16 protein-coding genes, 1 pseudogene and 1 other annotated feature are annotated in these 18631 nt (G+C 37.8%); of the genes and pseudogenes, 16 read left to right on the top strand and 1 reads right to left on the bottom strand.

Annotated elements, in window-relative coordinates:
• Positions 1-14 precede the first annotated feature (14 nt).
• The 7 genes from CUC15_RS12045 to CUC15_RS12015 all read left to right on the top strand — a co-directional run bounded on the left by CUC15_RS12045 (position 15) and on the right by CUC15_RS12015 (position 7771).
• The gene (locus tag CUC15_RS12045; protein ID WP_114916892.1) at positions 15-833 is read left to right on the top strand and encodes a cytochrome C assembly family protein; all 819 of its coding nucleotides are present in this window, start codon (positions 15-17) and stop codon (positions 831-833) included.
• An 11-nt stretch (positions 834-844) separates the two neighbouring features.
• Entirely contained in the window at positions 845-1774 is a 930-nt protein-coding gene (gene hemC / locus CUC15_RS12040) for a hydroxymethylbilane synthase (protein WP_114916891.1), read from the top strand.
• Positions 1774-2547 (top strand): uroporphyrinogen-III synthase, encoded by a 774-nt coding sequence (locus CUC15_RS12035; protein ID WP_114916890.1) that lies wholly within the window; start codon positions 1774-1776, stop codon positions 2545-2547. The genes hemC and CUC15_RS12035 overlap by 1 nt, the downstream gene beginning before the upstream one ends.
• A 2-nt stretch (positions 2548-2549) precedes the next feature.
• Positions 2550-3536 (top strand): porphobilinogen synthase, encoded by a 987-nt coding sequence (gene hemB / locus CUC15_RS12030; RefSeq protein ID WP_114916889.1) that lies wholly within the window; start codon positions 2550-2552, stop codon positions 3534-3536.
• 18 nt (positions 3537-3554) lie between these two features.
• A complete protein-coding gene (gene hemL, locus CUC15_RS12025) occupies positions 3555-4844 on the top strand; it encodes a glutamate-1-semialdehyde 2,1-aminomutase (protein ID WP_114916888.1) in 1290 nt (429 codons plus the stop codon).
• Positions 4845-5406: 562 nt separating this feature from the next.
• Positions 5407-6639 (top strand): stage VI sporulation protein D, encoded by a 1233-nt coding sequence (gene spoVID / locus CUC15_RS12020; protein ID WP_162800313.1) that lies wholly within the window; start codon positions 5407-5409, stop codon positions 6637-6639.
• Between the two features lie 127 nt (positions 6640-6766).
• Entirely contained in the window at positions 6767-7771 is a 1005-nt protein-coding gene (locus CUC15_RS12015; protein ID WP_114916886.1) for a protein kinase family protein, read from the top strand.
• A gap of 83 nt (positions 7772-7854) precedes the next feature.
• On the opposite strand, the gene CUC15_RS12010 is transcribed toward CUC15_RS12015, so the two are convergent.
• Positions 7855-8043 (bottom strand): hypothetical protein, encoded by a 189-nt coding sequence (locus tag CUC15_RS12010; RefSeq protein WP_114916885.1) that lies wholly within the window; start codon positions 8041-8043, stop codon positions 7855-7857.
• Positions 8044-8310: 267 nt separating this feature from the next.
• Positions 8311-8541 (top strand) — a binding site (T-box leader).
• Positions 8542-8594: 53 nt separating this feature from the next.
• On the opposite strand from CUC15_RS12010, the gene CUC15_RS12005 reads away from it, so the two are divergent.
• The 9 genes and pseudogenes from CUC15_RS12005 to minD all read left to right on the top strand — a co-directional run bounded on the left by CUC15_RS12005 (position 8595) and on the right by minD (position 18507).
• Entirely contained in the window at positions 8595-11240 is a 2646-nt protein-coding gene (locus CUC15_RS12005) for a valine--tRNA ligase (protein WP_114916884.1), read from the top strand.
• Positions 11241-11408: 168 nt separating this feature from the next.
• Complete coding sequence (locus tag CUC15_RS12000; protein ID WP_114916883.1) at positions 11409-12302, top strand: SPOR domain-containing protein; 894 nt, start codon at positions 11409-11411, stop codon at positions 12300-12302.
• Positions 12303-12603: 301 nt separating this feature from the next.
• On the top strand, positions 12604-13188 hold the full coding sequence (gene radC / locus CUC15_RS11995) for a RadC family protein (protein ID WP_114916882.1): 585 nt from the start codon (positions 12604-12606) through the stop codon (positions 13186-13188).
• A gap of 910 nt (positions 13189-14098) precedes the next feature.
• A pseudogene (locus tag CUC15_RS11990) lies at positions 14099-14245 on the top strand (JAB domain-containing protein); the annotation flags it as partial.
• A 238-nt stretch (positions 14246-14483) separates the two neighbouring features.
• Positions 14484-15524, top strand: coding sequence for a rod shape-determining protein (locus CUC15_RS11985; protein WP_114916881.1), 1041 nt, complete (start codon positions 14484-14486; stop codon positions 15522-15524).
• A 12-nt stretch (positions 15525-15536) separates the two neighbouring features.
• Entirely contained in the window at positions 15537-16412 is an 876-nt protein-coding gene (gene mreC / locus CUC15_RS11980; RefSeq protein WP_114916880.1) for a rod shape-determining protein MreC, read from the top strand.
• The gene (mreD, locus tag CUC15_RS11975) at positions 16412-16936 is read left to right on the top strand and encodes a rod shape-determining protein MreD (RefSeq protein ID WP_114916879.1); all 525 of its coding nucleotides are present in this window, start codon (positions 16412-16414) and stop codon (positions 16934-16936) included. The genes mreC and mreD overlap by 1 nt, the downstream gene beginning before the upstream one ends.
• Before the next feature lie 91 nt (positions 16937-17027).
• Complete coding sequence (gene minC, locus CUC15_RS11970) at positions 17028-17714, top strand: septum site-determining protein MinC (RefSeq protein ID WP_114916878.1); 687 nt, start codon at positions 17028-17030, stop codon at positions 17712-17714.
• A complete protein-coding gene (gene minD, locus CUC15_RS11965) occupies positions 17707-18507 on the top strand; it encodes a septum site-determining protein MinD (RefSeq protein ID WP_114916877.1) in 801 nt (266 codons plus the stop codon). The genes minC and minD overlap by 8 nt, the downstream gene beginning before the upstream one ends.
• Positions 18508-18631: the final 124 nt, after the last annotated feature.

The following is an 18631-nucleotide window of genomic DNA, read 5'->3' as shown; positions in this document are numbered from 1 at the left end:
GGAAGGATTATCATATGGTGGACACTAGAGAGTTTTATGAAATTATTCTTATTATCTATGCATTAAGTGTCATTGGTTATTTTATAGATTTTATTCATGACAACCAGAGAGCAAATAAACTTGCTTTCTGGTTGATTGGTATCGTTTGGGCTATACAAAGCCTTTTTTTAATTTTTGAATTGTTCATTGCCCATAGCTTTCCAGTCACAACTTTTTTTGATAGCTTGTTCTTCTACTCATGGGTACTAATTACGTTCTCATTAATTATTAATCGATTATTTCCGGTAAATTTTATTGTGTTTTTTATTCATGTTTTTAGCTTTTCTATTTTACTGCTTAGTTTTTCAGCGAATGGACCTGTCAATTCTGCCTTTACTGAAAGACCATTTGCAGATGAGCTACTAGCGGCACATATTACATTAGCAATCATTTCGTATGGCTTTTTTACGATAGGTTTTTTATTTTCTTTAATGTATTTAATTCAATATCGTTTCTTAAAAGCGAAGAAGGGTTTAAAATGGATGTGGCGCTTTGGTGATTTACATCAATTGGATAAATATGCCTTTATTACCGTAACAATAGGTGTACCATTATTGCTGCTTGCAATAATTTTAGGAATTGTATGGGCCTATATATCAGGGTCAGCCTTTTACTGGATTGACATGAAGACAATCGGATCTATACTAGTATTAGTTGTTTATATTTTTTACCTTATATTACGGTTAGTGAAGGGTTATCAAGGTAAATTTCTATCCCTTTATAATACATCTGCTTTCTTCGTGTTAATAATTAACTTCTTTTTATTTAGCACATTATCTAATTTTCATTTCTAGGAGGAAATACAATGCGAAAAATAATCGTCGGTTCTAGACAAAGTAATTTAGCTTTAACACAAACCAATTGGGTAATCGACCAATTGAAGCAAGCAGGCGTGGAAAATGAATTTGAAGTGAAAAAAATTGTAACAAAAGGGGATCGGATTTTAGATGTCACCCTATCTAAAGTTGGTGGAAAAGGCTTGTTTGTTAAGGAAATAGAACAAGCAATGTACGATAAAACCATCGATTTCGCAGTACATAGCATGAAGGATATGCCGTCTGAGCTTCCAGAAGGCTTGGTAATTAGCTCCATCCCAGTTCGGGAAGATCACCGGGATGCTTATATCGCTAAAGATAATCGATTATTTAAGGACCTCCCAGCAGGTGCAATAATCGGAACAAGTAGTTTAAGACGTGCGGCACAATTACTTGCAGAACGTCCGGATATAAATATTAAATGGATCCGCGGTAATATCGAGACAAGAATTCGCAAGCTGAACGAAGAAGACTATGATGCAATTATTCTTGCAGTATCAGGACTAAAACGAGTAGGTTTAAGTGAAGAACTAATTACCGAATACTTAGATCCAGTATTAGTTGTACCAGCGGTTGGACAAGGTGCATTGGCAATCGAATGTCGAGAAGATGACACAGAAATGCGGAGTATTTTGGCGAAAATAAATGATGATTGGACTACGAAGACCGTTACAGCTGAAAGAACTTTCCTTCGATTACTTGAAGGCGGCTGTCAAGTGCCGATTGGTGGCTATGCGTATCTGGAAGAAGATGAAATAGTCCTAACAGCATTAGTTGGTACACCAGATGGAAAGAAGATTCTGAAGGAAGTTGTTCGAGGAACTGATGCAGAAACAATTGGAAAAGAAGCTGCAACGAAATTAATTGACCAGGGTGCAAAACAGATTGTTGAAGAAGTGAAAGCTGAGCTTGATCAGTAATGACAGTTTCTCTTCAGAATAAGAAAATCGTTATTACTAGAGAAGCAGGACAAGCAAAATTATTTACTGAAAAGATTCTCCAACATGGTGGAGTTCCAATCGAAATGCCACTCTTGAAGATTTCTGTTAAGGATCACCCAGAAAACGAAGAAATCCTGCGTAATCTAGCAGATATTGAATGGATTTTCTTTACGAGTGCCAATGGTGTGGCAGCATTCTTTACATTAGCAGCACGCCATGATGTTAATTTAGAGGACTTTCATTCGAAAAAATTTGCGGTTGTTGGTCACAAAACGGAAGATGTGTTAAAAACATACGGTTTTACCGCTGATTTTATTCCAACCGTCTATAATGCAAAGACGATGGCAACTGAGTTTCTGGCAGCTGTCGGGGCGATTCATTCTATTCTTTTAGTTCGTGGGAATCGCTCGCTGGCTATTTTGCCAACGGAGTTTTCTGATCATGGGGTAATATTTGCAGCGATGGAAGTATATGAAACTGTGTTTTACGCAGAAAATAAAGAAGCATTAAATCAACTTTTATTAAAAAATGATTATGATTTTCTAACGTTCACCAGTCCATCATGTGTCGAAGCATTTTATGAGATGGCAACGGAAAAAATGAATCAAAAATGTGTCTGTATTGGTACGACAACAGAAAGAAGCGCAATTGAACTTGGATTTACCGATATTTTGACAGCTGAAGAATTTACAATTGATGGCATGATAGCAGCAATGAGTGATTATCTTGCCAGAAATGAAAAGGAGAAATAAATATGGCAAATGAAATAACATTTAAACGACATAGACGATTAAGATCCTCCAGTGCAATGCGATCCTTAGTACGAGAAAACCATCTGCGAATTGATGACTTTATTTATCCAATGTTTGTAATAGAAGGGGAAAATATAAAAAATGAAATCCCATCTATGCCTGGAGTTTTTCAATTATCACTAGATCTATTGCTTGATGAGGTGCGAGAGGCATATGATCTTGGTATTAAAGCAATTATGTTCTTCGGTGTTATTACAGCTAAGGATGAAATCGGCACTGGTGCATTTATTGATGATGGAATTATCCAATCGGCAACTAGATTAGTGAAGGAAGCATTCCCTGATATGTTAATTGTCGCTGATACTTGTCTTTGTGAATACACATCACATGGTCATTGTGGTGTGATTCATGATCATGATGTCGCGAATGATGAATCATTAGAGTTATTAGCAAAAACAGCTGTTTCTCAAGTAAAAGCCGGTGCAGATATTATTGCACCATCCAATATGATGGATGGATTTGTTGCATATATTCGCGCGGCCCTTGATGAAGCAGGATTTACCAACATTCCAATCATGTCTTATGCGGTAAAATATTCTTCTGCATTTTATGGTCCATTCCGTGATGCAGCAGATAGTGCACCCCAATTTGGTGATCGCAAAACGTATCAAATGGATCCTGCCAATCGGTTAGAAGCACTTCGAGAAGCTGAATCTGATATAGAAGAGGGTGCAGATTTTATCATGGTTAAACCTGCTCTATCTTATCTTGATATTGTTCGCGATGTACGAAATAATTGTAATGTTCCTGTTGTTGCTTATAATGTAAGTGGAGAATATTCCATGGTAAAAGCTGCAGCACAAAATGGCTGGATTGATGAACAATCAATTGTAATGGAAATGCTGACATCTATGAAGCGTGCAGGTGCAGACATTATTTTGACGTATTTTGCGAAAGATGTTGCAAAATGGCTGAAGGAAGAACAATAGGATAAGAGGTGTGTAAGGATGAAACAATTTAATCATTCAGTAGATGCTTATAAAGAAGCGGTTGATCTGATGCCTGGCGGGGTTAACTCACCAGTTCGGGCATTTAAATCAGTCGGTATGTCGCCGATTTTCATGGAATCTGGAAAGGGTTCAAAAATTAAAGATATTGATGGCAATGAATATATTGATTATGTGCTTAGCTGGGGACCACTTATTTTAGGTCATGCAGATGATCGTGTCGTTACGAAATTGAAAGAAACTGTTGAAAAAGGGACAAGCTTTGGTGCAGGAACGTTACAGGAAAATAAACTTGCGAAATTAGTAATTGATCGTGTCCCATCAATTGAAATGGTAAGAATGGTGAACTCAGGAACGGAAGCGACAATGAGTGCAATTCGCTTAGCAAGAGGATATACGGGAAGAGATATTATTCTAAAATTCGAAGGAAGCTATCATGGTCATGGTGACTCCTTATTAATTAAAGCGGGTTCTGGAGTTGCTACGCTTGGTTTACCGGACAGCCCAGGTGTTCCTAAAGCAATAGCACAAAACACTATTACAGTCCCATATAATGATCCGGAAAGTCTTCGGGTGGCATTTGAAAAATATGGCAAGGAGATTGCTGCCGTTATTGCTGAACCTGTTTGTGGAAATATGGGTGTCATTCCCCCGCAAGATAACTTTTTACAGGAAGTAAGGGAAATAACAGAAGAATATGGTACATTGCTTATCTTTGACGAAGTGATGACAGGCTTCCGAGTTGGTTTTTATTCTGCGCAAGGTTACTATGGTGTCACACCAGATTTAACTTGTCTAGGAAAAGTAATTGGTGGAGGTCTTCCAGTAGGCGCATTCGGTGGAAAACGTGAAATTATGGAAAACATTGCACCAGCAGGAACAACATATCAGGCGGGAACATTATCTGGAAATCCTTTAGCAATGACTGCTGGATATGAAACATTATCAGCCCTTGATGAAGAGTCCTATGGTGTGATTAATCAAAAAGTAGATAAATTAGTTGACGGTTATAAACAGGCAGCAGCAGATTATGATATCCCCTTGCATGTAAATCGTGCAGGCTCAATGGTTGGTGTATTCTTTACAGATGAAGAAGTCATTAATTTTGAAACAGCAAAATCTGCAAACCTTGACTATTTCTCACAATATTATCGTGCAATGATTGAAGAAGGAATATTCTTACCACCTTCACAGTTTGAAGGGCTATTCCTATCGACTGCACATACTGATGAAGATATCGACAGAACAATCGAAGCAGTACGAACTGCATTTAGCAAAATTAAAAAGTGATCAAAGTGGAGAGCTATTCCTCATATTAGGAATAGCTCTTTTGATGTTAGATAATATTAAAGTCGTTGCAATTTAACGCGAATTTCGAGTATGTTGCTACAATCAACGTTGATGATAGTTAGTGGATTTATCATTCTTTTGTTTCTAGGTTCTACTCTATCTACAGCGGAAGAAATACACGAAGACTCCACGAAAATTAAGAGCAATTTTCTTCGTGCGATGTAATGCTGCCGAAGCCTTCCTTGTCCTGCGGGAAGAAGAGCCTAGGTGAGACTCTGAAGTGCGTCAGCACAAAGAGGCTCACCAGCTCCCCTAAGGTGCGGCTCCGTGTATTTCTGGAGCGGCTGACCTGTGAACCTTTAAAACATTAAAGTAGTTTGCAGTTTATATAAAGTACGATAATCTCCCGTAATGAGCCTAACTAATTAGTGAACCTTACTTGTCACTTAAAGACTTGACAAAACCTTAGTTTTCTAAGCATATCTCAAAAATATCCTTCATATAGATAATTAAGACATATCGAGCATATTAGCAAGCTGTATGCCTGAAAGGAGGAAATCAGTTGACTACCGATTCATCAGTCTTTACTTTTGAATTAAATGAGTCCTTGTTTTTTGAAAAAGGGCAGGAAGTTGCAGAGCTTAGAGGAATTGCATTAGATCCTGAAATCTCGATTCAAGCCTATAGTGAATATATTTCGATAAAAGGGGTAATTGAGCTCCGCGGGGAATATATTAAAGTGGTTTCAGGAGATGAAGAGCAAGTGGATTCATTACTTAACTTTGATGATTTGCATGTGAAGCGTTATATTGAAAAAGTGATAAATGTTGATGACGATATAGCTGAATTTACGCATCGTTTCCCAATTGAGATATCTGTACCAACGTATCGTGTTGCAGATTTGAATGATGTGACAGTTAGTATCGAAGCGTTTGATTATGAAATACCAGAGGAAAGTCAGTTAAAGCTTTATTCAACGATTGCAATCCATGGTATCAATCGTGAGGCCGACCATCCTCAGTTAATAGAAGAAGAGGTGGAGTCAGAGGAAGCTGATACGGAACAATCAGAGAGGGATACCGAAGAAACGTTCCAATTTGAAATAAAGGAAAAACAAGAATTAGAGACAATAGAAGAAGAGGTGGAGCCAGGGGAAGTTGATGCTGCACAATTAGAGAGAGAGCCGGAAGATATTTTCGAATTTGAAATAAAGGAAAAACAAGAATTAGAGACAATAGAAGAAGAGGTGAAGCCGGAGGAAGTTGATGCTGCACAATTAGAGAGAGAGCCGGAAGATATTTTCGAATTTGAAATAAAGGAAAAACAAGAACTAGAAACATTAGGAGATGATTCCAGTCAGGAACAGTCCCCAATCTTAACTGATTCACAAGATACAGAAGAGGACGAGGCAGGGAGAGTGAAAACGAAGTCACAATCCTTCGCTGACTTCTTCGGTAAGAAGGATAAAGTACAGGAAGAAATCGCGGAAGAAATAGATGATGATATTGATGATGATGTTGATGATGATGATTGGTATGAAGATGAAGTAGTTGAAGTAAAGGATGAAGATAGGGAAGTAGAGGATGTTAGTTATTTATCGGATGTTTTTCGCAATTCCGAGGAGGATAAATTTATTAAAATGCGACTTTGTATCGTGCAAAAAGAAGATACTATTGATACGATTGCGGAACGCTTTCATGTTAGTGCAATCCAGCTAATTAAGCAAAATCAATTAGACGATGATTTTGATGTGTCAGAAGGTCAATTATTATATATCCCAGCAGAGAAGAAATAACAAAAACTGACGCATCCTTATCCAATGCTGCTATCGCTAGTCAACTGTTACAGCCGATCTGCAAAGAACAACTACCCCTTGAAATTTAATCAAGGGGTAGCATCTATTTAACATTGGTGGTGAAAAAATGGAAACGGTAAAAAGGGTGCTACACGCATATGGTGTTTATCCTGAAGAGATTCAAGAGATTACATCTCAATTATATCGTGTATATGATGGTAAAAATACGTATGCATTAAAGAAAAGTTCCTTAACCGTCCAAACGATTTCACAATGGGAATATGTTTATAAGCAAGCAAATATTCAACATTTGACAGGGGTTGTTCCTGTCTATTTAACGGTTGATGGAAATTTATTTAAGGAGTTAAATGAAATCTATTATTATTTATCGCCTTGGATTGAAGAGTCGAATTCAGCGATGACTAAGCCATGGCTGGATAATGTATTTATCAATCTTGCAACCATTCATGAAAAAACGAAAAAAACGCAGTCCATTTCTAAGGGAAATCTTAAAAAGCATTTTACGAACTACCAAACATATTGTGAGCAGGCGAAGAAGGATCTGCTCAAAATGATAATTGAATTCGAGAAAAGCAGATATATGTCACCGTTTGAATTGCAGGCTTGCACACAGTATCGTGATTTAGAGTATGCTTTAAACGAGTCGAGTAAGCGGATTGGTCAATTTATAGATTCAGATGATGAAGAAATAAACTGGAATACTTCATTATGCCATCGCAATCTAAATCAAGCACATCTGCTGAGCTCCTTTATTATTAATTGGGAAAGGGCGACATATGACAATCCGGTGAATGATTTGGTGAGTTTTTTCCATTCAGCAGTTGGTAACTATGACGGACCAAGTGATAAGCTTATCGAATTATTTCCAACTTACAATGAAATTAATCGTCTGAGTATGCCAGAACATCATTTTCTCATTATTTATTTACTAGATCCAACCAATTACATAAAACTTATTCATAGCCATCATCATAAAGCGACAAAACATTCGATGATTCATCAAGTTCAATCATTGCAAAAGGAATACAGAAAACTTATATTTGGTCTGGGATGGTCAGCATATATTGAAAAAGAATTTGAAACGATTCGTTTTGAGGATCTCGGTAGTTAAGAAAGTATAACGACTTTCTTAACGAATAAGTGCAACTAAGGCTGTCACCTAAAGGCTGGGCTAAGCCTTAGTTTTCTAATAAATTAAATCCACTCTAAATAAAATGTAACGAGTAAGCAGACTAATAATCCCAGTAAGATTAAATCAAAGGTTGTAACGAAAAATATTGTACGCAATAATTGAAAAATCAAGATTGGCAATGTAATTCTTTCTAATACGAAAATACATCGCCTTGCCCAAGGTGGAAGTTTGTATCGATAATAGCGCCCCATTTTTATCCTCCTTTTCGAATTAATAAGAATACAAGAAATCATACTCCTTAGTTCTCGTGACAAGATTGGTCACGATTTGTCCATGCATATCTTAAGCTGCGAGAGGGGACATCTTCACCCCCCAAGTAGCTCAAGTGGTTACATACTTCATTCTGTTACAATATAATATGTATACATAGCCTTGTTTTGTGCAATAGCTATAATAATAGTTGACGATTGCTGTTTGAAGCTATAAAATGAAAAGTAAATTACCATCAAGTTTAATATGTAAATGCGAAGATAGGGAAGAGTACGAGAATAAATGCCTAAAGAGAGGGAAATGTTAGCTGAGAATTTCCTAGGACAATTTATATTGGAAGGTCGCCCTTGATGCAGCATCTTTGAAATAACAAGTAGGAGATGCCGGGATTCTGCCGTTATCTAATTAGAGTGTATGAACCGTTATTTGGTTTGTAAACAAAGGTGGTACCACGGAAGCTAACCCTTTTCGTCCTTTATTTTAAGGATGAAAAGGGTTTTTTGGTTGATTAAAATAGGAGGTCTAAAATTATATGAGTGAGCAAGAAAAAAAATCACTTCCATCGAAATATAATCCACAGGAAGTTGAAAAAGGTCGTTATCAATTTTGGTTAGAGGGTAAATATTTTGAAGCTACTGGTGATCCAGAGAAAGAACCGTATTCAATCGTTATTCCACCGCCAAATGTAACAGGAAAACTCCACTTGGGGCATGCGTGGGATACAACAATGCAGGATACGATTTCCCGGATGAAACGGATGCAGGGGTATGATGTCCTGTGGTTACCTGGAATGGACCACGCGGGTATTGCAACCCAGGCAAAAGTAGAAGCAAAATTAAAAGAACAAGGCACAAATCGCTATGAATTAGGCCGTGAGAAATTCCTTGATACTGCATGGGAATGGAAGGAAGAATATGCAGATTTCATTCGCTCCCAATGGGAAAAGATGGGGCTTGGACTCGATTACTCCCGTGAACGTTTCACACTGGACGAAGGATTGTCAGAAGCGGTTAAAGAAGTATTTGTGAAGCTGTATGAAAAAGAGCTAATCTACCGCGGAGAGTATATTATTAACTGGGATCCGCAAACGCAAACTGCACTTTCTGATATTGAAGTAATCTATGAAGAGGTTCATGGTAAGTTTTATCATATGAACTATCCGATTAAGGATAGTGATGAAACAATTGAAATCGCAACAACACGTCCAGAAACAATGCTTGGTGACACAGCAGTTGCTGTCCATCCGAAAGACGAGCGCTACCAGCATTTAATCGGGAAAACAGTAATTTTACCGATTGTTGGTCGGGAGATCCAAATCGTTGCCGATGAATATGTTGATATGGAACTAGGTTCAGGAGCGGTTAAAATTACGCCAGCACATGATCCAAATGACTTTGAAGTAGGAAATCGTCATAATTTAGAACGAATACTTGTTATGAATGAAGATGGGTCAATGAATGAAAATGCAGGGAAATATCAAGGGCTTGACCGTTTTGAGTGCCGTAAACAAATCGTTGAAGATCTTCAAGAGATGGGTGTTCTCTTTAATATTGAGGAACGAATCCATCAAGTTGGTCATTCTGAACGAAGCGGCGCAGTTGTAGAACCATATTTATCAACCCAATGGTTCGTAAAAATGCAGCCACTCGCAGATGAAGTAATTGAATTGCAAAAAAGTGAAAACAAAGTAAACTTTGTCCCAGAGCGTTTTGAAAATACGTATTTAGGCTGGATGGAAAATATCCGTGATTGGTGTATTTCTCGTCAGTTATGGTGGGGACACCGTATCCCAGCTTGGTATCATAAAGAAACTGGCGAAGTATATGTTGGCAAGGAAGCACCACAGGATATCGAAAACTGGAAGCAGGATGAAGATGTACTTGATACATGGTTCTCCTCTGCATTATGGCCGTTTTCAACGATGGGATGGCCTGACACGGAAGCAGAAGATTTTAAACGATATTTCCCAACGGATGTACTTGTCACTGGATACGATATTATTTTCTTCTGGGTTGCTCGAATGATTTTCCAATCAAAAGAATTTACTGGAGAACGACCATTCAAGGATGTTCTTATTCACGGACTTATCCGAGATGAACAAGGACGAAAAATGAGTAAATCACTTGGAAATGGTGTCGATCCAATGGATGTAATCGATAAGTATGGTGCAGATTCACTTCGCTATTTCTTACTAACTGGATCAACTCCTGGGCAGGATTTACGTTTCTACTGGGAAAAAGTAGAGTCAACTTGGAATTTTGCCAATAAAGTATGGAATGCTTCCCGTTTCTCTTTGATGAACATGGAAGGCTTTGCGTACGAGGACATTGATCTTACTGGTGAGTTGTCACTAGCAGACAAATGGATCTTAACCAGACTAAACGAAACGATTGAACATGTAACGAAAAATACCGATAAATATGAATTTGGTGAAGCTGGTCGTCATCTATACAACTTTATTTGGGATGAGTTATGCGATTGGTATATCGAAATGGCGAAGCTTCCGTTATATGGCGATGATGAAGCGAAGAAGAAGACAACACGCTCCGTACTAGCCCACGTACTCGATCAAACGATGCGTATGTTACATCCATACATGCCATTTATTACGGAAGAAATCTGGCAGCAATTACCACACAAAGGGGATTCGATAACTGTAGCGAAATGGCCGGAAGTACGCAGCGAATTCCATGATGATACAGCTGCAAAGGAAATGAAACGTTTAGTTGCGATTATCAAGTCTGTACGTAACATTCGTGCAGAGGTAGATACACCGATGTCGAAACAAATAAGCTTACTAATCCAGGCAAAGGATGATGCAGTAGTGGAGGAGCTGGAGCAAGAGCGAGAATATTTGGAACGCTTCTGTAATCCTAGTGAATTAACGATTGCTACTAAAATGGCTGTACCAGAAAAAGCGATGTCAGCAGTTGTAACAGGTGCAGAACTATTCCTGCCACTGGAAGGATTAATTGATTTTGACAAAGAAATGGAACGATTGGAAAAAGAATTAGAGAAATGGACAAAAGAAGTGGAACGTGTTCAGAAGAAGCTTGGCAACCAAGGCTTTGTTAGCAAGGCACCACAAGCTGTTGTCGATGAAGAAAAACGAAAAGAACAAGATTATCTTGATAAACAAGCAAAAGTTAAAGCAAGATTAGAGGAATTAAAAGGTTAATAAAATGGCGGAAATTCATCCTGAATTTCCGCCATTTTCATAAAGTTAACTCGAAAGAACAAACTTTATGTCACATTATTTCTTAAACCATTAGACATCGTTCGTCTTACTTCTAATAGTTTATGTGCTAGAGTTGAACTAAACACTCTAGCAAAGCGGGGGAAAAGTGTGGCCAAGAAAAAACAAGTAATCATCAAACAAAATGGAAAAGTGATGGATCGGCAAAAGCACCAATCAACAAAAAAAACAGCGAATGATAATCTTTATCAAAGTGAGCAAGCAGCAACAGTTCAAGAAGCGGATAATAACGATCAAGAAATCCCAGCAATTGCTAGACCAAAGCAAACAAATATCAAACAATCAAAGAAACAAGATGGACGATTTCGTTCGCTAAGAGTTCTGCTAATAGCAATTGGCTCTGCAATTGTAATTGGTTCAGTTTTAAGCTATGTGATGTTTCAAATATTCGTTAATGTAGATGGCAATCAAGGGGCACAACCTGGTCTAGCGACAACACAAATTAATCAGTCGGATAATCAGAATTTGCCTACATCAGCACACTCTCTTACACCTATAGATGCATTTGTTTTACAAGCTGGCGTATTTGCAAATAAAGCTAATGCCAATGAATGGGTAAAAAGTTTTGCGGACGCAGGGCTTGACGCAATCATTTGGGAAAAGGATGCACAATACTATTTATTTTTGGGAATTGCAGCTACAAAGGAACAAGCAAATCTAATTGCAACTGAGCTAACTTCTGAATTCGACATTTTCATTAAGGAATGGTCAACAGCTGAAGGGGAGATCGAACTTACTGATGCAGAATATCAGTTTGTCCAACAATTTGCAGAGGATTTTCAGACAGCATTACCAGTTTTAAGTGAACCGGCAGCAACTCTCCCTGAAAACTTATTTGCTGAACCTAGTAAACAGACAATCACTAATTCTGAGAAGCTAGGCCCAATAACTACTGAAATCTCAAAAATAGCTGATCTAACAGGAACAGAAGCGAACTTGAGCTTATTACGACTTATGAGTCAGTACGATCAGTTATTCAAGTAGGATGCATTTCAACGGACAGCGGGAATAGCAATTGTTTTAGAAATTGGCTATCTTACAAATGAGCAGTCCGAGTTGTCCGCGACTGTCCAGAGCGGAAATCAACTTTGCGCCTACCTCGGTCTTATTAAATTTAATCAACTTTCAATTTTGAGTAACAGATTAATGTCAATAATTAATTTTTCCCTTAGAACATATTTGTGTTTTTAACCTCATTTACTATTGTAAAATGAGGTTTTTGTAATTTGTTTTCCTTCTCTTCTCTAAGTATGATGATTGTATCTTATGAGAGGAGGAGAAAATGATGTCTCTATCAATGATCACTATTAAGGATGTCCCCACAGAAGAGCGCCCGCGTGAAAGATTATTAAGTTTGGGATCGGGACAGCTATCGAACCAAGAGATTCTTGCAATACTATTAGGAAGTGGAACGAGAGAGGAATCCGTAATGGCACTTTCAAATCGTATATTAATGCATTTCGAAGGTCTAAAGCTGTTGAAAGACGCAACGATTGAAGAGTTAATTGCTATTAAAGGGATAGGGGAAGCTAAGGGAGTGCTGATTCTAGCTGCAATTGAGCTAGGGAAGAGAATGAATCAGTATAAACCAAATGAAAAGTATATTATCCGTTCCCCAGATGATGGAGCGAGTTATGTTATGGAGGAAATGCGCCATTTGAACCAGGAGCATTTCGTTGTCCTCTTTCTCAACACGAAAAACCAAATCATTCATAGACAGACGATATTTATCGGTAGTCTCAACGCTTCAATCGTGCATCCTAGAGAGGTCTACCGTGAAGCAGTAAAACGATCAGCAGCATCGATAATTGTTGCCCATAACCATCGTGCGACACGTTCGCAACAGAAAAGGTTGCGCATGCTTTCCTGATTTAAACGGAGAGTGTGAACACTTAACTTGATAGGCAGAATGATAGAGTAAAAGCTTGGCAGTTAAGAAAGTATAAAAAAATTTCTTACTGTATAAGCGTAACTAGAGAGGTCACAAAGTCTTGGTGACAGCCAGTTTTCTAAAAATGTCTACTCTGATCCTCCGACATGCTGGATTTGAATGTGTATAAAAATCCGGTGTGAAGCTCGGTGAAGTCGGCTGAACGTTGTCGTAGTGCCTAGTGGTAACCGAAAGCTAATCAGAGATGGTTGGTGCAACTGATAGGCCGGGAGTCGTAAAAAACTTAATATGGTGAGAATGTGGAAAAACACTGACGAACTAGCGAAGGGAATGTCTGAGAATGGGACCATTTAGAAATGAGTGGACTTGAGAGCTGATCAAGTGTGTTCCGTGGGCGAGTAAAAAGGTGGTTTTGAAAGCTGCATGCACCATTAAAGATGGTGGAGAGGGCACCAGGCAAGAGCTAGCACCTAAGTTAAGAACTGATAGAGTTAAGTGAACGTGGAAAGCTGCCAACATGGAGAGTACACACTCGTATGAAGTGTTAGAAAGGAAAAAGTTTAACGATAACTTTCTTTTATGGTAGTGAGAGTAGAGGCAGGAGCTAGGACGTTTCTGTAATGGAAATCGAGTTATAGCCTCGAGTCGTTTTGTCCAATTTAGTTTCAGTTCAATCATTTAGAAGCATCATTAACACTCCAGAACAGGAATAAATTAAAATTTTAATAAGATATATAGTAATTTCCCCATTGAAATCCAAACAAAAAATGATTGAGCATTATGAAATAAATGACAAACGATGGAGTGCCGTGTGCGATGAAAGTTGCATGCACGGTACGGAGCAGGGGAAAAGGTGGCGATTATCTCAAATCCTTACCTATTGCTATCAAGTGGAGATCCCAGTCCATCACAAGAAGATATCCATGTGACAAGAAGATTAGTTGAATCAGGAAAAATAATTGGCATTGATCTGTTAGACCATTTGATTATTGGTGACCGGAAGTTTGTATCATTAAAAGAAAAAGGTTACTTGTAACACTAATACTATCAATTTCGTCTATAATTTCGTATAATTATATATGTATTTGTAATGGAGCGCCATTTTCGAGATTGCTTTTAGGAAAGTGGCGCTTATTCCGCTTGATATTATTAGCCTGAAGTTTTACAAAAATAACGGAAAATGTCATAATTAATGTTTGTTTGCAGCAGTTAAAATCAATCTATAGTGAAGCTACATATAATAATTGAATTGTGATTTGGAGAGGGAGATTGTTTTGGCTAGATTTAGTTTGTCACAAGACATCGGTATCGACCTGGGGACGGCGAATACCCTTGTATACCTTAATGGAAAAGGAATTGTTGTGAGAGAACCTTCTGTCGTGGCAAAAAATGCACAAACAGGAGAAATAGAAGCTGTTGGAAGTGCAGCAAGGAATATGATTGGAAGAACGCCAGGGAATATTCAAGTAATTAGACCGATGAAAGACGGCGTCATTGCTGATTACGATACAACTGCATCGATGATGAAATATTATATAAAAAAAGCAATGAAGAAACGCTCTTCCTTCGCTAGGAAACCAAGTGTCATTATTTGTGTTCCTTCTGGTATTACGATGGTAGAAGAGCGCGCTGTTATTGATGCAGCAAAACAAGCAGGTGCAAAGGAAGCATTTCCGATTGCCGAGCCATTTGCTGCTGCAATTGGTGCAGGTTTACCAGTCTGGGAGCCAACTGGAAGTATGATTGTTGATATTGGTGGTGGTACGACTGAGGTTGCTGTTATTTCGCTGGGCGGAATTGTCACAAGCCAGTCAATCCGAATTGCTGGTGATGATATGGATGAAGCAATTATTCAATATGTTCGCAAAAATTATAGCCTCATGATTGGAGAGAGATCTGCAGAATCACTTAAAATGGATATTGGCAGTGCTGGTGAGGTTACAGAAGATGTTGAAATGGAAGTGCGTGGACGTGACTTATTAACTGGTCTGCCGAAAACTGTTACCGTAACTGCATCTGAAATTGCTTCCTCCATCAATGATGCTGTAGTAGCAATTGTTGAAGGTGTGAAAAGCACATTAGAAAAAACACCGCCAGAACTTGCGGCAGATATTATGGATCGTGGGATTGTATTATCTGGTGGTGGTGCATTATTAAAAAATCTAGATAAAGTTATTAGTGACGAGACGAAGATACCAGTATTTGTTACAGAGGATCCGTTAGACAGCGTTGCGACTGGGACAGGTAAATCATTGGAGTATATGCAGCAGTTCCGCTCCAATCCAAATGTTTCTTCTCGTCCTTCCATAAATTAAGAGGGTGTTATTATGCCGTTTTTACGAAATAAAAAATTATTTGTATTCTTAATTGGATTCATTATTCTCGTTATTCTAATCGGCTACTCCTTGAATAATCGAGAGAATCCAAATACAGCACAGAAATTTTTAAACGATATTGTTGGATGGGGGCAGAATGTCATTCATACCCCAGTCAATTTTGTAACAGACATTGTTGCAAATATTCAAGATTTCAAAAATACCTATGAAGAAAATCAAATATTAAGAGAGCAAATAGCACAGCATAAAGGGCTAGTGTACCAAGTTCAAGAGCTGGAAAAGGAAAATGAACAGCTGCGGAACAACCTAGATATTACCGAAACGATTCGCGACTACAATCCAATTCAAGCAACCGTTATTGCGCGTTCCCCAGAGCAATGGCTCAATGAAGTTACGATAAACCGGGGAGAACAGCATGGGATTAAACCAAATATGGTAGTAATCACTGCTGAAGGAATGGTAGGGAAAATAAAAACGGCCAATAAATTTACTTCAAAAGTGCAATTACTGTCAGGATTTGATGAATACAACAGAATATCTGCTATGATCTCACGTGAAGAAGATAGTAATATTCACGGTATGATTGAAGGATTTGATAAAGAAACAAACTCACTTTTATTCAGGATTATCGAGGAATCTGATACAGATATTAAAGAAGGAGAGTTGATCGTTTCTTCTGGTATGGGTGGTGTTTTCCCTGCTGGGCTTGAAATTGGCACCGTTAAGGAAGTCGTCTCCGATCAATACGGCTTAACTCGTACAGCTTTAGTGGAACCGGCTGCGGAAATGTATGAGGTTAATCAAGTAATTGTGCTTGACAGAAGTATTGAGGGAGTAGAAGAAAGTGAAACAGAGGGGGATGAGTAATGAAACGATTATATATCCCACTCCTTCTATTTCTCTTTTTGATTCTTGAAGGAGTCGCAATCGACTTTTTACCATCAAGTATTGTGATGGGGAACCAATTATTTATTCCACATTGGGTAGCTGGTTTCTTAGTGTTTGTAGCAGTATTGTATGATAATGATAATACATATTTTGCATTAATATATGCACTCATTTTTGGTTTGCTTTTAGATGCTGTATATACAGGGATTTTGGGAGTGTATATGTTCTCCTATGCTATATCAATCTATATTGTTGAAAATTTCAAAAAAATGCTACACCGAAATTTCTTTGTCGTGGTATTATTAGGTGTAGTAGGTATTAGCATTGCAGATCTTTTGATTTATCTTACTTATTTAGTCATTGGAATGACTGATATGTTTTGGCAAGATTATTTATTAAATCGATTGCTGCCAACAGTATTGCTTAATCTCTTATTTATGATTATAGTTTATCCTCTGTTTTCTAAGAGATTACAGCGATGGGGAAATGAACAATTAGATTGAATAAATTCATATTGAATGTTGCGCTTGCGCTTTATAATTGACTTTAACTAATGCTATAAATGCGTTAAGGATGTAATGAGGTGACTTTATTTTGCTTGATAAGAAACAATTGGTTACGATTAAGGGAACCCGTGAAGGACTAATACTTTTTATTGATGAAACTTGTTCATTTAATGAGGCAATGACGGAACTTCATGACAAAATTAATTCTAGCAAGCCTAAGCCTGACGAACCGATTGTTTCGGTAACTGTCAAACTAGGAAATCGTTATTTGAAAACAGAACAGGAAGAACGATTAAGAGAAATTATCAGTACTAAAAATCGTTTTGAAATATACACTATCGAATCAGATGTTGTTCTCAAAGAAGATGCATTACGCTGGAAAGAAAATAGTGAGGTAAAAATCGTAAATCGGATTATTCGATCTGGACAAGTATTAAATATTACTGGGGATCTATTACTAATTGGCGATGTAAATCCAGGTGGCAAAGTAGTTGCGACTGGTAATGTGTATGTCATGGGTAATTTATACGGGATAGCTCACGCTGGTGTAAATGGCGACCATAATACATTTATTATTGCATCCTATATGAAGCCCACTCAACTTCGGATAGCAAATTATATTAGTCGTGCTCCAGATTATGAATCTGAAGGTGTGTATATGGAATGTGGTCTAATTGATGAAGAACAAGATAAAATCATTATTGATCGACTACAAGTACTCTCACGGAAGCGCCTGGAATTAAATGGATTCGAAAGGAGAATACAAAATGGGTGAAGCAATCGTAATTACTTCTGGTAAAGGTGGAGTTGGTAAAACCACGACTTCAGCTAATATAGGTACTGCACTAGCATTAATGGAGAAAAAAGTATGTTTAATAGATACAGATATTGGACTTAGGAATTTAGATGTTGTAATGGGTCTTGAAAATCGAATTATTTACGATATCGTTGATGTCATTGAAGGGCGTTGTAAATTAAAGCAAGCACTAATTCGGGATAAACGTTTTGAATACTTATCTTTACTTCCAGCAGCACAAACAAGTGATAAGACTGCAGTAACTTCAGAAGGCATGAAGGAAATCATTACAGAACTAAAACAGGAATATGACTATATTATCATCGATTGTCCTGCTGGGATTGAGCAAGGTTTCCAGAATGCAGTAGCCGGTGCAGACCGAGCGATTGTTGTTACTACTCCAGAAAAAGCTAGTGTAAGAGATGCAGATAGGATTATTGGTTTACTAGAAAAGGAAGAAATGATAGAATCACCGCGTTTAGTAATTAATCGCATTCGTAATCATATGATGAAAAGCGGGGATATGATTGATGTCGATGATATCGTTCAACTTCTATCCATTGATTTGATCGGTATCGTCATTGATGATGAAGAGGTTATTAAAGCTTCGAATAAAGGTGAGCCTGTTGCCTTAACTCCAAACTCGAAAGCGTCAATCGCTTATCGGAATATTGCGAGAAGAATATTAGGTGAGTCTGTACCATTACAGTCACTCGAAGATGAAAAAGGAATGTTTCAACGAGTGAAGAAGTTTTTCAGAATGGGATCATAAGTAGATGAAAGATGTAATGATAAACAACCATTACATCTTTTTTTATGCGTATTTTCTAATGTTGTGAGTGATTTTGAATATGAAGGCTCGATTCCGAATTTATCTATCGACCCTCCCTTTAAAA

Source organism: Oceanobacillus zhaokaii, assembly GCF_003352005.1.
Classification (GTDB): Bacteria; Bacillota; Bacilli; order Bacillales; family Amphibacillaceae; genus Oceanobacillus; species Oceanobacillus zhaokaii.
The sequence above is the reverse complement of the archived record's forward strand: the minus strand, read 5'-3'. Positions and strand labels throughout refer to the sequence as shown.

What these genes read in the sequence shown, in the direction of transcription:
- CUC15_RS12005 (WP_114916884.1), top strand. Translation starts at nt 8,595, where the DNA reads ATGAGTGAGCAAGAAAAAAAATCACTTCCATCGAAATATAATCCACAG.
- mreC (WP_114916880.1), top strand. Translation starts at nt 15,537, where the DNA reads ATGCCGTTTTTACGAAATAAAAAATTATTTGTATTCTTAATTGGATTC.
- minD (WP_114916877.1), top strand. Translation starts at nt 17,707, where the DNA reads ATGGGTGAAGCAATCGTAATTACTTCTGGTAAAGGTGGAGTTGGTAAA.
- hemL (WP_114916888.1), top strand. Translation starts at nt 3,555, where the DNA reads ATGAAACAATTTAATCATTCAGTAGATGCTTATAAAGAAGCGGTTGAT.
- CUC15_RS12010 (WP_114916885.1), bottom strand. Translation starts at nt 8,043, where the DNA reads ATGGGGCGCTATTATCGATACAAACTTCCACCTTGGGCAAGGCGATGT.
- mreD (WP_114916879.1), top strand. Translation starts at nt 16,412, where the DNA reads ATGAAACGATTATATATCCCACTCCTTCTATTTCTCTTTTTGATTCTT.
- CUC15_RS12035 (WP_114916890.1), top strand. Translation starts at nt 1,774, where the DNA reads ATGACAGTTTCTCTTCAGAATAAGAAAATCGTTATTACTAGAGAAGCA.
- hemB (WP_114916889.1), top strand. Translation starts at nt 2,550, where the DNA reads ATGGCAAATGAAATAACATTTAAACGACATAGACGATTAAGATCCTCC.
- CUC15_RS12045 (WP_114916892.1), top strand. Translation starts at nt 15, where the DNA reads ATGGTGGACACTAGAGAGTTTTATGAAATTATTCTTATTATCTATGCA.
- hemC (WP_114916891.1), top strand. Translation starts at nt 845, where the DNA reads ATGCGAAAAATAATCGTCGGTTCTAGACAAAGTAATTTAGCTTTAACA.
- CUC15_RS12015 (WP_114916886.1), top strand. Translation starts at nt 6,767, where the DNA reads ATGGAAACGGTAAAAAGGGTGCTACACGCATATGGTGTTTATCCTGAA.
- radC (WP_114916882.1), top strand. Translation starts at nt 12,604, where the DNA reads ATGTCTCTATCAATGATCACTATTAAGGATGTCCCCACAGAAGAGCGC.